Source organism: Maricaulis sp., assembly GCF_048268525.1.
Taxonomy (GTDB): domain Bacteria; phylum Pseudomonadota; class Alphaproteobacteria; order Caulobacterales; family Maricaulaceae; genus Maricaulis.
The window spans coordinates 60462-73594 of sequence record NZ_JBLWVH010000017.1; the positions used below are offsets into that span (position 1 = coordinate 60462).

The window sequence follows — 13133 nt, forward strand, 5'->3', positions numbered from 1 at the left end:
TCAGTCCCCCACCGGCAGGGCAATCGGCCGCAACGGGGCGGCATCGGCGCCGCGCAGACGCAGCGAGGCGGCGATGAAGGCGAACTCGTGCACGCCGTCGCGGGCCAACGCCTCGAGGTCGACCAGTTCCAGGATCGGGATGCCGGATTGGGCCAGCAGGAAGGTGTGGACCGGCACGTAATTGCCATCCACTTCCGACGGGAAGGCCTCAAAACTCAGATTATCGGCGCCGACAATCATCGCGCCTGCCTCTGCCAGGTGTCGGGCTGCCTCCATGCCCAGGCCCGGGGCATTGTCCATGTAGGCGTCGGCCTGGTGATAGAGCTGCATGCGTCCGGTACGGATCAGGACGACATCGCCGGGCTCGATCGCCAGCCCCTGGCGGGCCAGGGCGGCGTCGATGTCCTCTGCACTGACCCGATAGCCCGGCTCGAGCATGTCGATCCCGAACAGGGCCGGCAGGTCGACCAGCAGGCCGCGGGCAATGATCGGCGGCAAGGCGCCGGCATCGGCATGCTGCCAGCCGCGATCGCCGAGATGCGCGTCGGCACTGAACCCGTTCCAGATGCGTCCATCCAGACCGAAATGGCTGAGCGCGTCGATATGCGTGCCGGTATGGGCGTACATGCTGAAGGCCGAGCCGGAATAGCTGACATGGGCATTGACCTCGCGACCGACACCGACCGGATCGTCGATCCGGGTGCCACGCGGCGTGTGGGTCATCCACATCCGGTAGTGCGGGTCGCCGGCGGCCTGCCAGCTGGGCATGCCGATGAAGTATTCGACGGACAGGTCATAAGGGCCGCCCGGTGCGATGCGCGACAGGATGTCCGCCTGGCTGGACGCCGTCATCAGGTTGAGACGGCCGATCTCGTCTTGCGGCCCCCAGGGGCTGCGGCCGACATCCTGGGCGTAGGCCGTCGAGATGGCGAGGACGCCGAGCAAGGCTGATGCTGCGAGGCTTAGAGAGAGCAGGGATCTGGACATGGAAACCTCCGGTAATTGGCGGTCAGGCCGCGATGCCGGAAGAGATATGGCTTTGCTGGACTTGGGATAATCGACATAATTCTCACTGCAATGTTTCGCAGGAGTGCACGGTGGATCGCTTTCAGGCCCTGAATACCTTTCGTCGCGTCGTCGAGTTGGAGGGCTTCGCGGCCGCGGCGCGTGACCTCAACCTGTCAAATGCGTCGGTCTCCAAACATGTCAGCCAGCTTGAGGCCCGGCTTGGCGTTGCCCTGCTGGTAAGGACCACGCGGCGCTTGAGCCTGACCGATGCCGGACGCGACTATTACCGGCACGCGGTTCATATTCTCGACACGCTCAGCGAAGCCGATGACCAGGCCGGCGCGGCGGGAGCCCGACCGCATGGTCTGATCCGGATGACGGCTCCGATGTCGCTCGGGCTGGCGGACCTGACCGACCGCCTGGTCGATTTTCGCGAGCAGAATGCCGAAATCACGCTGGATGTTGTTTTGGATGACCGGCAGGTCGACCTGGTCGAGCACGGGCTGGATCTGGCCATTCGCGGTACCGGTCCGATGAAGGATTCCAGCCTGCGGGGGCGCTGGCTGACGGGAATGGATCGCTGGCTGCTGGCCTCACCGGCCTATCTCGAAACTTGCGCCGCGATCACCGAACCCGCTCAGCTTGAGGCGCTCGATTGTCTGGCCTACAGCCACAATGCGACCCCCGGGAAATGGCTGTTCAGTTGTGACGGGCAGACGGTCGAGGTGGCGATCGACGGGCCGATGCGGATCAGCAATTCCATCGCCATCGTCTCAGCCCTGATCCGCGGCCAGGGCATCGGGCTGGTACCGGCTTTCCTGGCGCAGCAGGCGATCGCCGAGGGCCGACTGGTCCGGGTGCTGCCCGGGTGGACCAGCGATCCGCGTGACCTGCACTTGCTATACCCCGATCATCGCGAGCATTCGGCGCGGGTGCGGGCGCTGATCGATTTTCTGGTCGAGTCCTACCGTCAACGGCCGCTGGCGCGTGACTAGAGCACCACTTCCAGCCAGGGCAGCTCCCGCCCCTTGAAGACATCGCTGGGGCGCATGGCGACGCGGCGGGCGCCCATGTGGATATAGGCCTGCTCTGCATAGGGGTCGGAGAGAATGGTCATCACCGTCTCGCCGCGCGCCTTGAGCTTGGCCTTGGCGTCCTCGAACAGGTCGCGGCCGACACCCTTGCCGATGGCTTCGGGGGTGATGAAGAGGAGGTCCAGGGTGCCGTGATGGCCGCCCGGATCGATCTGGCAAACGCCGAGCATCGTGCCGTCATCAAGCTCGGCGACGGTCGTCAGCCCGGCCTCGATCGCTTCGGTGGTGACTTTCAGATAGGGCGCGACCTCGGCCATGAAGACCTCGTCATAGCCCCAGTGCGCCTTTGATTTCAGGCACAGCTCAGACAGCGCGTCTTCTTCGCCCGATCGGGCAGGGCGAAGGGAGACCTCACTCATCGTGATCAGGTTGTCGGAGCGCTGTCGATGGCGCCGTGGCACTGCTTGTACTTCTTGCCGGAACCGCACGGGCAGGGGGCGTTGCGAGCGACGCGGCCCCAGGTTTCCGGCTTGTTCGGATGGGCCGGTGTCGAGACCCGGCGCTGGGTCGGCGCGACGCGCGGGGCGACCGGACCATCGCCCGGATCGGCCATTTCGTTGCGGCCGGTACGCGGATCGATATGGGTTGCGGTCAGGCCTTCCGGCTCCTTGGGCGGCGCCGGGGCGCGCTCGAAGCGGATCAGCATCAGCTGCTTGGTCACTTCGCCGCGCAGATTGTCCATCATCCGCTCGAACAGGTTGAAGGCTTCGGTCTTGAACTCGTTCAGCGGGTTGCGCTGGGCGTAGGAGCGCAGACCGATCATCGAGCGCATGGCGTCGAGATTTTGCAGGTGCTCGCGCCAATTGATGTCGATGGCCTGCAGCAGGATCGATTTCTCGATCCGGCGCATCAGTTCGGGACCGGCATTGGCAGCTTTTTCGGCATAGGCCTTGTCGGCGGCTTCGGACACCCGTTCGAGGATTTCCTCGTCGGCAATGCCTTCTTCGTCGGCCCAGGCCTCGACCGGCAGGTTGAGACCGAAGGTCTCCTGCAGGGCTTCCTTGAGGCCGGTGATGTCCCACTGGTCGGCATAGGCTTTCGGCGGGATGTGGGCCGTGACGAGGTCTTCGGCGGTCGACTGGCGCATGTCCTTGATGACGTCGGCGACGTCGTCGGAGACCATGAAGTCGATGCGCTGTTCGAACACCGCCTTGCGCTGGTCGTTCATCACGTCATCGTATTTGAGGACGTTCTTGCGGATGTCGAAATTGCGTTGCTCGACCTTGCGCTGCGAGGTTTCCAGCGCCTTGGACATCCACGGGTGCTGGATCGCTTCGCCTTCCTTCATGCCCAGTGTGCGCATGATGGTGTCGAGGCGCTCCGGGGCGAAAATGCGCAGCAGGTCGTCCTGTACCGAGATGAAGAATTTCGAGCGGCCCGGATCGCCCTGGCGACCGGTCCGGCCTCGCAGCTGATTGTCGATGCGGCGGCTTTCATGGCGCTCGGTGGCGAGCACGTAGAGGCCGCCGGCGTCGAGCGCGTGTTTCTTCTTCTCGGCGATTTCCGACTTGATGGCGTCGGCCTGACGGTCGATCTCCGTCTGGGTCGGTGTATTGCCGGCGGCTTCCTGCTCGGCCTTCCAGGCATCCAGACGCATGTCGGCATTGCCGCCCAGCTGGATGTCGGTACCGCGGCCGGCCATGTTGGTGGCGATCGTCACCGCGCCCGGCACGCCGGCCTCGGCGACGATGAAGGCTTCCTGCTCGTGATAGCGCGCATTGAGCACCTGGTGCTCAATCGGGATCAGCTTGAGCATTTCCGGCAGGGTGCGCTCGACCGGGCGGGCCGATTTCTCGAACTCGGCCTTGGCGGACTCGTCCTTGGGATAGAGATGGCCCAGCATCTTCTTGAACAGGGCCTTGTCGCTCATCAGCCGGTCGATGATTTCCGATTTTTCGATCGAGGCCGTGCCGACCAGAACCGGCTGGCCGCGCTGCTGGCAGTCGACGATCTCGTCGATGATGGCGGCGTATTTTTCTTCCAGGGTGCGATAGACTTCGTCTTCCTCGTCGATCCGGGCGATCGGCTTGTTGGTCGGGATTTCCATCACCGCCAGCTTGTAGATGTCGAAGAATTCGTCAGCCTCGGTCAAGGCCGTGCCGGTCATGCCGGCCAGCTTGTCATAGAGACGGAAATAATTCTGGAAGGTGACCGAGGCCAGCGTCTGGTTTTCCGGCTGGATGTCGGTGCCTTCCTTGGCCTCGATCGCCTGGTGCAGGCCATCGGACAGGCGGCGGCCCGGCATCATCCGGCCAGTGAACTCGTCGATCAGGACAACGGCGTTGTCCTTGATGATGTAGTCCTTGTCGCGGACGAAAATCTTGTGCGCCTTGAGGGCCTGGTTGACGTGGTGGACGACCGAGATGTTCTCGACGTCATAGAGGTCACCCTCTTTGAGCAATTCGCGTTCCTGCAGCAGGGCTTCGATCTGCTCATTGCCCTCTTCGGTGAGCAGGATCGTCCGGGCCTTCTCGTCGATCTCGTAGCATTCCTCGCCCAGAAGCGGGATCAGCGTGTTGATCGTCTTGTAGAATTCGGTCCGGTCCTCGGTGCGACCCGAGATGATCAGCGGCGTGCGCGCCTCATCGATCAGGATCGAGTCGACCTCATCGACGATGGCGAAGCCGTGGCCGCGCTGCACCATCTCCTCGGTCGAGTACTTCATGTTGTCGCGCAGATAGTCGAAGCCAAGCTCGTTATTGGTCGCGTAGGTGATGTCGCAGGCATAGGCCTCGCGGCGTTCCGGATCGGTCATGCCGTGGGCGACGACGCCGGTGGTCAGACCCAGCTGTGCGAACACGCGGCCCATCCACTCGCTGTCGCGGGTGGCGAGATAGTCGTTCACCGTGACGACGTGCACGCCCTTGGCCGGCAGGGCGTTGAGATAGCAGGGCAGGGTGGCGACCAGCGTCTTGCCCTCACCGGTCTTCATCTCGGCGATCGAGCCTTCGTGCAGCACCATGCCGCCCATCAGCTGGACGTCATAGGGGCGCAGCCCCAGCGCGCGCTTGGCGGCTTCGCGGACGGCGGCGAAGGCCTCGGGCATCAGCGCGTCCAGTTTCTCGCCCTTGTCGAGGCGTTCGCGGAACTCGGCTGTCTTGGCCTTCAGCGCGTCGTCGGACAAGGCCTCGAAGTCGGGCTCGAGCGCGTTGATTTTCTCGACCATCGGCCGCAGGCGGCGGATTTTGCGGTCGTTCTCGGTTCCGAAGATCTTGCGGGCAATGGAGAGCATCTGGATCAGGCTTTGCGAACTACAGGGCAGCTGGTGTCCGGCGCCCGAGATTCGTTCCGTTCGCCGGGGACGACAGCATTGCTTTGAAACGTCAGGGTGACTTAAGGATGAGGGGTGTAACTGTCAATCAAGCGGCGCGGCGGATCAAGCCCGCTCCTTTAACAGATGAGGCGCTATAGGTGTCTGTTTTCAGGGTCTTTTGCATTTTGCTGCTGACTGTAACTGGCACAGCTTGTGGCCCCGAGCCGCGACGGACCGCCGATGATTTCGAATCCGGGCAGCCGGTCCTGTCCCTGGATGAGCTTGATCCGGTGGTCGCTCGGGTCGAAGGGACGATGATCCGGCGCTCGGATGTCGAGCGCGAGGCTCAGGCCCAGCACGGCGAGGACACTGTGCCGGCACCGGCTATGGGCAGCCCGGAATTTGATCGTGTTCTGGAGGAGTTGATCGATCAGAGACTGCTGGCGCTTGAAGCCCGCCGGCGCGGATTGCACCAGTCCGAAGAAGCGCGCCGCCGCCTGGCGCTGGCGGAAGAGCGCATCCTTGGCAATGTCCTGGTCGAGACGGCGATCGCCGATGCGGTGACCGAGGAAACCATCCGGCGCATCTATGACGAGCAGATCCGCCTGATCCCGCTCGGCGAGGAAGTGCGGGCGCGGCACATCCTGGTGCAGACCGAGGAGGAGGCCATCGCCATCAAGGCGTTGATCGACCAGGGGCGCGACTTTGCCGAGCTCGCGGTCGCGATGAGTGAAGACCAGGCGACGCGTCTGGAGGGCGGCGATCTGGGCTATTTTTCCCGGGAAGGCATCCTGCCGGCGTTCGGAGCTGTCGCTTTTGCCACCCCGCGAGGCGAGGTCTCACAACCTTTCCGCACCGAGTTCGGATGGCATGTCCTGACCGTCGTGGACCGCCGTCGCCAGCCGCCGCCTTCGCTCGAGGCGCTGCGTCCGAACATTGCCCGCTTCTATACGTTCGACCAGTTGGAAGCCCTGATCGAAGGGCTTCGTGAAGAGGCTGAAATCGAGCGGCCCGATCTGACGCCTTTGCTTGCGCCGACGCCCGAGCGTGGCGAAGAAGGCGGGGTGGCTGTCGGGGATGACGACAGTCCGGATCCGGACCAACCCCGGTAGTTGGGCATTAACCGTCTTTCTGCACCCGTCCTTAAGGGAGATGTGGGACCATGATCGCTCGTAGCCCCAAACCGGTGCTCTTTGTCGCCGCCTGTGCCTTGCTGGATGCCGATGGTCGCATCCTTATCGCCAAGCGGCCTGAAGGGAAGGCCATGGCGGGGCTTTGGGAGTTCCCGGGCGGCAAGATCGAGCCGGGAGAGACACCGGAGCAGGCTGTGGTGCGTGAATTGCGCGAAGAGCTGAGTGTCGAGCCGTGCGAACGGTGTCTGCACCCGTTTGCCTTCGTTTCGCACCCCTATGACGATTTCCACATCGTCATGCCGCTCTTCCTGTGCCGCACCTGGGACGGCTTCCCCCATCCCAATGAAGGCCAGGAACTGGCCTGGGTCCGCAAGGAGCGTCTGCGCGACTACCAGATGTCCGCCGCCGACATCTCCCTGGCCGCCGAGCTGAGGGATCGCCTTTGATACGCGCCCTTGTCTCCCGCTTCCTCCGCGACCAGCGCGGTGCCACCTCGATCGAGTATTCGCTGATCGCCGTGGTCGTCTCGATCATCTTCATCGCCGCCCTGACCGTGATCGGCCCGGCCGTCAGCGACATGCTGAACAGCGCGGCCGCGCCTTTTTAGGCGGGCTACGTCGGGGCTAGCGCCCCGCCTTTTCACCCAGCGACCTTTCCTTCACACCCAACGCGTCCGCCAGCCTGTGCGTTGCCGACCCCGGCCGTTTCGGCTTGGGCTGATCTGGATGCGGGGCCCAGCCGGCGGCGTGGATGATTTCGAAGGTGGCGCGGATGCGGCCGTCGGGGCCGGCAAAGCGTTCGGCATAGATCTGGCCGGCGCGGATAAAGAGGGCACGTGTCGCCGGGTTGCGGGGGCGGTCGGCCAACACCGAGGTCTCGCCCATGCCGCGCAGCTCTGCCATCAATGCGAAGATATTGTCGTAGCGCACGGTGATGCGGTCGACATCGGCGACCGGCATGGCGAAGCCGGCCCGCTGCAGCAAGGCCGCCATGTCAAACGTGCCGGCCAGCGGTGACACGCGCGCCGCCGCGCCGCCGGTCAGCTCGCTCTCGGCCGCCATCAGGCATTGGCGCAGCTCGGTCAGGGTTGAGCCGCCCGGCAGGGCGCAGGCGAAGAAACCGTCCGGCTTGAGCGCGTGATTGATCTGGACCAGTGCGCCCGGCAGGTCATTGCTCCAGTGCAGGCCCCAGGGCGCCAGCACGAGATCGAGGCTTTCAGAGGCGAAGGGCAATTGCTCTTCGTCCAGCGCCAGGGCCGGGCGGTCCAGCGTGGCGGCGACAGATGGGGACAGGTCGGACCGGCACCACCAGCCAACCTTGCCGGCCAGCAGCTCAGTCGTCGCGTCCGTCGCCAGGTCCGGGCCGCCGCCGAGGATCGCGGCGCGGTCGAAATCGCGCATGATGCTGGCGATCCGGTCGCCCATATCGTCGAAAGCGCGTTGCGCGAGGAAGTTGTGTTCTGGCAGAATGCCCGCAATCCGGTCGCGGCGGCGACGCAGCAGTGAGCGGTCGAACAGGGCGGGCGGAGCGGCGGTCGTCATGGGGCGGATATGCCCGCCAGGGCGGCACAGGGAAAGGGGAGGTGACAGAAAAGATGGCGGGTGTGCTGGTATCCGGACTGAACGAGGCCGGTCGCCGCCTGGCCGATCTGGCCTGGCCACCGGTCTGTCCCCTGGCCGGCGATACTGTTGATCGGGCAGGGCATCTGACCCCGCAGGCCTGGTCGAGGCTGACCTTTCTCGATGCGCCCTGGTGTGACACGTGCGGCTGGCCCTTTCCCTATCCGGCCGGGTCCGGTGGCGCGTCTCTGGCGGTCTGTGCCAATTGCGTCGCCAATCCGCCGCGCTTCGACCGGGCCCGGGCGCCCTTGGCCTATGACGAGCGCGTCAGTCCGCTGGTGATCGGCTTCAAGCATGGCAGCCGACGCGAGATGATCGACCAGTTCGGTCGCTGGATGGTCCGTGCCGGCAAGGACTGTCTGGACGGGGCAGACGCCATCATCCCGGTGCCGCTGCACTGGCGGCGCCTGGTCGTGCGCCGCTATAACCAGTCGGCCCTGCTGGGCCGGGTTCTGGCACGCGAAAGCGGCGTTCCTATGTGGACCGACATCTTGCTGCGCCAACGGGCCACACCCAGCCAGGCAGGGCGGACGGCCCGCCTGCGGCGGCGCAATGTTGCAGCCGCCTTCACGGTGCCGGATCGGACAGCCGTCACCGGGAAACACCTTGTTCTGGTCGATGATGTGATCACCACTGGCGCAACGGTGTCGGCATGCGCATATCAGCTGAAACGGGCCGGTGCCGCCTCGGTGCGTGTTGTGGCATTGTGTCGGGTAGTCCGCGAAACCGATCCGACGGTATGAATGGTGCGCGGTGACTTCTGGAGTGAGTGCATGACTGACATTACGATCTACACCCGACCGATGTGCGGCTATTGCGCCCGCGCCGTGTCCCTGCTGAAGCAGAAGGGGGTTGAATATACCGAGATCGATGCCGGGTTCGACCAGTCCAAGCGACAGGAAATGATCCAGCGGTCCAATGGTGGCCGCACCTTCCCGCAGGTCTTCATCGGCGACATGCATGTCGGCGGCTGTGATGAGCTGATGGCGCTCGAGCGCAGCAACAAGCTCGACGCCCTGCTCCAGGCCTGACCCGTATGGAAGTCGCCCTCGTCCAGATGCGCTCGGGCATCGACCCGGCGGAGAACCGCGGCACCGCCAGCGCGCTGATCCGCGCCGCTGCTGCAGACGGGGCGAGCTTCGTGGCGACGCCGGAAACGACGCATCTGGTGCAAAAGGATGCCGATGCGGCCTTTGCCGTGATGCACACGCCGCAGGATGATCCGGCCATACCGGCCTTCGCCGCCCTTGCCGCCGAGCTTGGCATCTGGCTGCTGATCGGCTCGCTGGCGGTTCGCATCGGTGACCGCCTGGCCGCCAATCGCAGCTTCCTTTTTTCCCCGGCGGGCGAGATCGCGGCGACCTATGACAAGGCCCACATGTTCAATGTCGGGCTGGGTCAGGGCGAGACCTACCGGGAGAGCGATAATTATCAGGCCGGCGACCGCCTCGTTGTGCACGATCTCGACGGCGCGAAGCTGGGCCTGTCGATCTGCTATGATGTGCGCTTCGCCTATCTCTACCGCCGCCTGGCCCAGGCCGGTGCCGAAATCCTGACTGTCCCGGCCGCGTTCACCAAGCCGACCGGTCGCGCCCATTGGGACGTGCTGCTGCGGGCCCGGGCCATCGAGACCGGCAGTTTCGTGCTGGCCCCGGCCCAGGGCGGGCTGCATGCCGATGGACGCAAGACCTGGGGCCATTCGATCATCATCGGACCCTGGGGCGAAACCGTCGCCGAGCTGGACCATGACAATCCCGGCCTGCTGCGCGCCAGCCTCGACCTGCGCAAGGTCGCCGAGGCCCGCCGCCGTATTCCCGCCCTCGAGCATGATCGCACCCTCACCGGGCCGCTCTGAGACGTCGACATGATCCGCTATGCCCTCCTGTGCGATGATGACCATGATTTCGAGGCCTGGTTCTCGGATTCGGCAGGCTTTGACGACCAGAACGCCCGCGGTCTGGTGGAATGTCCGCAGTGCGGCTCGACCCGGATCCGCAAGGCGCTGGCCGCGCCGGCCGTCGCCACATCACGCAAGCGCGAGGCCAGTCCAGAGCATCAGTTCGGAGAGATCGCCTCGAAAGTGCGCGCCCATATCCGCAAGAATTACGATTATGTCGGTGAGGACTTTGCCAGCGAGGCGCGGGCCATCCATGACGGCGACAAGCCAAAGCGCCTGATCTATGGCGAGGCATCGGCTGACGAGACCAAGGCGCTGAGTGATGACGGCGTGCCGGTCACCCCGCTGCCGGATGCGCTGGCACCCACACCGCCGAAAAAAGCGAACTAGTCGCGGTCGCTCCGGCTCCAGCCGTCGGCGATCAGTTGCGCTTCATCATCAGCGCCAAGTGCGTCGCCGCTGATCCGCGCGTCGATGGCGTCGAGAATACTGGTTGGCATGGCACTCGAGGCCGTGCGCATGACCGATCCGTTCGCGGTCTCGGCCGGGGCGGTCATCTGCACCACCCATTGCCCGTTCTCACGACAGGCCAGACCGGTCGTCTCGCCATGCAGGAAGCTGCGGCATGCGGTCCCGTCGGTGGCGCGGAAGCTGAGCTGGATCGCGGTCCCGTCCGGACCGGTTTCACCGGACGCCTGGTGTTCCAGCGCCGCGGCCAGCACGCCGCCGGCAATCGGGCGGTCGCCTTCGAAAATCATCAGGCCTTCTTCACCGCCACCAAGCCGACCGCCGATCAGCACTCCCAGTACGAGGCTCGCGGCAATCGCCGCGTAATTGATCCAGCCGGGACGTTGTGGGGTGGCCGCTTTTTGGGCCGGACGCCGGAAGGGCAGGACTGTCGGCTCGTTGTCGCTCGCTTCGGGTGAGCGGACGAGGTCGAGCAGATGATCCGGCACCGCCTCCTCGGCGACTGGCTGATAGGCATCGCGAATGGCCGTGTCGGTCGTCTGAAGGGCGTCGAGACGTTCTGCGAGGGCAGGGTCGGCATCGATGGCAGCGGCAACCCGGTCCATCCCGGCATCATCGAGTTCGCCATCCATGAAGGCGATCAGGGTTTCGTCATCAATCATCGGACTGTCCCTCCATCGCGGACGGGTTGAGTTGGGCTTCCATCGCCTTGCGGCCGCGGGCCAGACGGCTGGTCAGTGTGCCCATCGGCACGTCCATGACGCTCGAGGCTTCCTTGTAGGACAGACCTTCGACCAGAACGAGACTGACCGCCAGGCGTTGGTCGTCGGGCAGGGTCTCCATTGCCCGTTCGACCGCCATGGCGCGCATGCGTTTTTCGAAATCCGGATCGTCCGCGCCGACATTCTCGCCCGCTTCCGGCGGCGCGTGATGGCGGCCCTGGCGTTGGCGTCGGCGGGTTTCGTCGATCCAGGCATTCTTCATGATACGGTACATCCAGCTGTCCAGGCGCGTGCCGGCCTGCCATTGATCCAGGCGGGTCAGGGCACGTTCCACGGTCAGCTGTACGAGATCGTCGGCATCCGCCTGGTCGCGCGACAGGGAGCGCGCGAACCGTCGCATCCGCGGCAGGTATTCGATGATCTCGTTTTCAACCCGGGTGGTTCTCGTGCCCATTCCCACTACCATCAACGTCTGGAAGAAAGCTTTTCTTCCATGCGTTATAGTGATGGGCAAGCCGGATGGAGTGTTGATGTCCACCTTGTTGAAAATCGCGATGATCCTGTCGGTCTGGGTGACGGCGGCTCTGCCCGCTGCCGCGCAATTGCCGGTCGACGTGCCGCGCCTGCCGGTGACCGACCGCTTGCGGGATACATTGCGCGACCCGCTCGATCAGACAATCGACGAGCTGGAAGAGGTGCGTCGGGACACGCTCGACACACTGCTGCGCCGAAATCGCGATGTTCTCGAGCGAGGGCCGGACCGGACAGTCATCCTGCGCGACCAGATCACCACACTGCAGGCCGATGATGCCGATCTGGCGCCCTTGCTGGCGGCCGGTTTCACGGTCCTGAGAGAGCGTCCGCTGGGCGGGCTGGCGGCTCGCCTCTACGTCCTTCAGGTGCCGTCGGGTCTGTCGACCGTCCGGGCCCTGGCCCTGGCGCGGGAGATTGACCCGACCGGCACCTTTGACTTCAACCATGTCTACGCCCGGTCGGGACGGGCGAGTGCCGGCCTTGTCGCGACCTCGCAAGCTGGCAGCGTCGCGAACTTGCGGGTTGGCCTGATCGATACCGGCGTCGCCACTGGCCATGCACACTTGCGCGCGGCACAGATCGAAGCGCGAGCCTTCCATGATGACGACTATCTGCCGGCCGCCCACGGGACCGGCGTGGCCTCCCTGCTGGTTGGGGAGGCTGGCGGCACGCTTTATTCCGCCGACATTTATGGCGCCGGCCCGACCGGTGGGTCCGTCGAAGCGCTGGTCGCGGCATTGGGATGGATGGCCGAGGTCGAAGTCGGCGTGATCAATGTCTCGCTGGTCGGACCGGACAATGCCCTATTGCGCAGTGTCAGCGCCATGCTGACAGCGCGCGGGCATATCCTCGTCGCTGCCGTCGGCAATGACGGCCCGACCGCCGATCCACTCTATCCCGCCGCCTATCCGGGCGTGATCGGGGTGACCGGGGTCGATCGGCGCGGCCGCATCCTGCCCGAAGCCTGCCGCGGCGAGCATGTCGATTTCGCCGCGCTGGGGCGCGATATCGAAGTTGCCGGCCTGCCGGACGGAGACGTCGAGGTTCGCGGTACCTCCTTTGCGGCGCCGCAGGTCGCGGCGCTGCTGGCTGCGGCCCTGGCACGCCCGGATCCGCTGGCCGTGGACGGTCTGGTTGCCGCTCTTGAGACTCGGGCCGAGGATGCCGGCAGGCGGGGCCGGGACACGACTTTCGGTCTGGGCATTGTCAGCCGTGACGCTGTCTATTCGCTGGCCGGTCAGCACTGAATGCAGCGGCATGGAATAAATCCGGAGGCCGGATCGTTCTCTTCCTGACAGCCCAAGAATGCTTGGGCCGTGAAAGGGAGAAGAACGATGAAAACGCTCACTGTTTCCTCACTGGTTCTGATCATCGCCACAGCCGGCGCCCAGGCGCAGCTGGGCGG

At 64.9% G+C, this 13133-nt stretch carries 15 protein-coding genes; 9 read left to right on the forward strand and 6 right to left on the reverse strand.

Annotated features, from left to right (window positions below; translation table 11 throughout):
- The gene (locus ACN0X9_RS10205; protein ID WP_417487493.1) at window positions 1-987 is read right to left on the reverse strand and encodes a cyclase family protein; all 987 of its coding nucleotides are present in this window, start codon (window positions 985-987) and stop codon (window positions 1-3) included.
- A 110-nt stretch (window positions 988-1097) separates the two neighbouring features.
- Here ACN0X9_RS10205 and ACN0X9_RS10210 point away from each other — a divergent pair, with 110 nt between their 5' ends.
- Window positions 1098-2003 carry a LysR family transcriptional regulator gene (locus ACN0X9_RS10210; RefSeq protein WP_417487494.1) on the forward strand — a complete coding sequence of 302 codons (906 nt, stop codon included), beginning with the start codon at window positions 1098-1100 and terminating at the stop codon, window positions 2001-2003.
- Here the strand turns inward: ACN0X9_RS10210 and ACN0X9_RS10215 are convergent.
- Both ACN0X9_RS10215 and secA read right to left on the reverse strand, forming a co-directional pair.
- Complete coding sequence (locus ACN0X9_RS10215; RefSeq protein ID WP_417487495.1) at window positions 2000-2461, reverse strand: GNAT family N-acetyltransferase; 462 nt, start codon at window positions 2459-2461, stop codon at window positions 2000-2002. The genes ACN0X9_RS10210 and ACN0X9_RS10215 overlap by 4 nt on opposite strands.
- A gap of 5 nt (window positions 2462-2466) precedes the next feature.
- Window positions 2467-5334, reverse strand: a complete 2868-nt coding sequence (secA, locus tag ACN0X9_RS10220; protein WP_417487496.1) for a preprotein translocase subunit SecA — start codon at window positions 5332-5334, stop codon at window positions 2467-2469.
- Window positions 5335-5540: 206 nt separating this feature from the next.
- Here secA and ACN0X9_RS10225 point away from each other — a divergent pair, with 206 nt between their 5' ends.
- The 3 genes from ACN0X9_RS10225 to ACN0X9_RS10235 are packed head-to-tail and all read left to right on the forward strand — an operon-like array spanning window position 5541 to window position 7095.
- Window positions 5541-6467 (forward strand): peptidylprolyl isomerase, encoded by a 927-nt coding sequence (locus ACN0X9_RS10225; RefSeq protein ID WP_417487497.1) that lies wholly within the window; start codon window positions 5541-5543, stop codon window positions 6465-6467.
- 50 nt (window positions 6468-6517) lie between these two features.
- Window positions 6518-6934: an 8-oxo-dGTP diphosphatase MutT gene (gene mutT / locus ACN0X9_RS10230; RefSeq protein WP_417487498.1), complete on the forward strand. Its 417-nt coding sequence runs from the start codon at window positions 6518-6520 to the stop codon at window positions 6932-6934.
- The gene (locus tag ACN0X9_RS10235) at window positions 6931-7095 is read left to right on the forward strand and encodes a Flp family type IVb pilin (RefSeq protein ID WP_417487499.1); all 165 of its coding nucleotides are present in this window, start codon (window positions 6931-6933) and stop codon (window positions 7093-7095) included. The genes mutT and ACN0X9_RS10235 overlap by 4 nt, the downstream gene beginning before the upstream one ends.
- A 16-nt stretch (window positions 7096-7111) precedes the next feature.
- Here ACN0X9_RS10235 and ACN0X9_RS10240 read toward each other — a convergent pair whose 3' ends face one another.
- Complete coding sequence (locus tag ACN0X9_RS10240; protein WP_417487500.1) at window positions 7112-8029, reverse strand: methyltransferase domain-containing protein; 918 nt, start codon at window positions 8027-8029, stop codon at window positions 7112-7114.
- A gap of 41 nt (window positions 8030-8070) precedes the next feature.
- Between ACN0X9_RS10240 and ACN0X9_RS10245 the strand changes: the two genes are divergently transcribed.
- The 4 genes from ACN0X9_RS10245 to ACN0X9_RS10260 are packed head-to-tail and all read left to right on the forward strand — an operon-like array spanning window position 8071 to window position 10394.
- Window positions 8071-8850, forward strand: a complete 780-nt coding sequence (locus ACN0X9_RS10245) for a ComF family protein (protein WP_417487501.1) — start codon at window positions 8071-8073, stop codon at window positions 8848-8850.
- A gap of 30 nt (window positions 8851-8880) precedes the next feature.
- Complete coding sequence (gene grxC, locus ACN0X9_RS10250) at window positions 8881-9138, forward strand: glutaredoxin 3 (protein ID WP_417487502.1); 258 nt, start codon at window positions 8881-8883, stop codon at window positions 9136-9138.
- Between the two features lie 5 nt (window positions 9139-9143).
- A complete protein-coding gene (locus ACN0X9_RS10255; RefSeq protein WP_417487503.1) occupies window positions 9144-9962 on the forward strand; it encodes a carbon-nitrogen hydrolase family protein in 819 nt (272 codons plus the stop codon).
- 9 nt (window positions 9963-9971) lie between these two features.
- The gene (locus tag ACN0X9_RS10260; protein WP_291763846.1) at window positions 9972-10394 is read left to right on the forward strand and encodes a DUF1178 family protein; all 423 of its coding nucleotides are present in this window, start codon (window positions 9972-9974) and stop codon (window positions 10392-10394) included.
- On the opposite strand, the gene ACN0X9_RS10265 is transcribed toward ACN0X9_RS10260, so the two are convergent.
- The gene (locus ACN0X9_RS10265) at window positions 10391-11134 is read right to left on the reverse strand and encodes an anti-sigma factor family protein (protein ID WP_417487504.1); all 744 of its coding nucleotides are present in this window, start codon (window positions 11132-11134) and stop codon (window positions 10391-10393) included. The genes ACN0X9_RS10260 and ACN0X9_RS10265 overlap by 4 nt on opposite strands.
- Window positions 11127-11648 (reverse strand): RNA polymerase sigma factor, encoded by a 522-nt coding sequence (locus tag ACN0X9_RS10270; RefSeq protein WP_417487505.1) that lies wholly within the window; start codon window positions 11646-11648, stop codon window positions 11127-11129. Before ACN0X9_RS10270 ends, ACN0X9_RS10265 begins: the two co-directional genes overlap by 8 nt.
- Before the next feature lie 76 nt (window positions 11649-11724).
- Between ACN0X9_RS10270 and ACN0X9_RS10275 the strand changes: the two genes are divergently transcribed.
- Window positions 11725-12975, forward strand: coding sequence for a S8 family serine peptidase (locus ACN0X9_RS10275; RefSeq protein WP_417487506.1), 1251 nt, complete (start codon window positions 11725-11727; stop codon window positions 12973-12975).
- Window positions 12976-13133 lie beyond the last annotated feature (158 nt).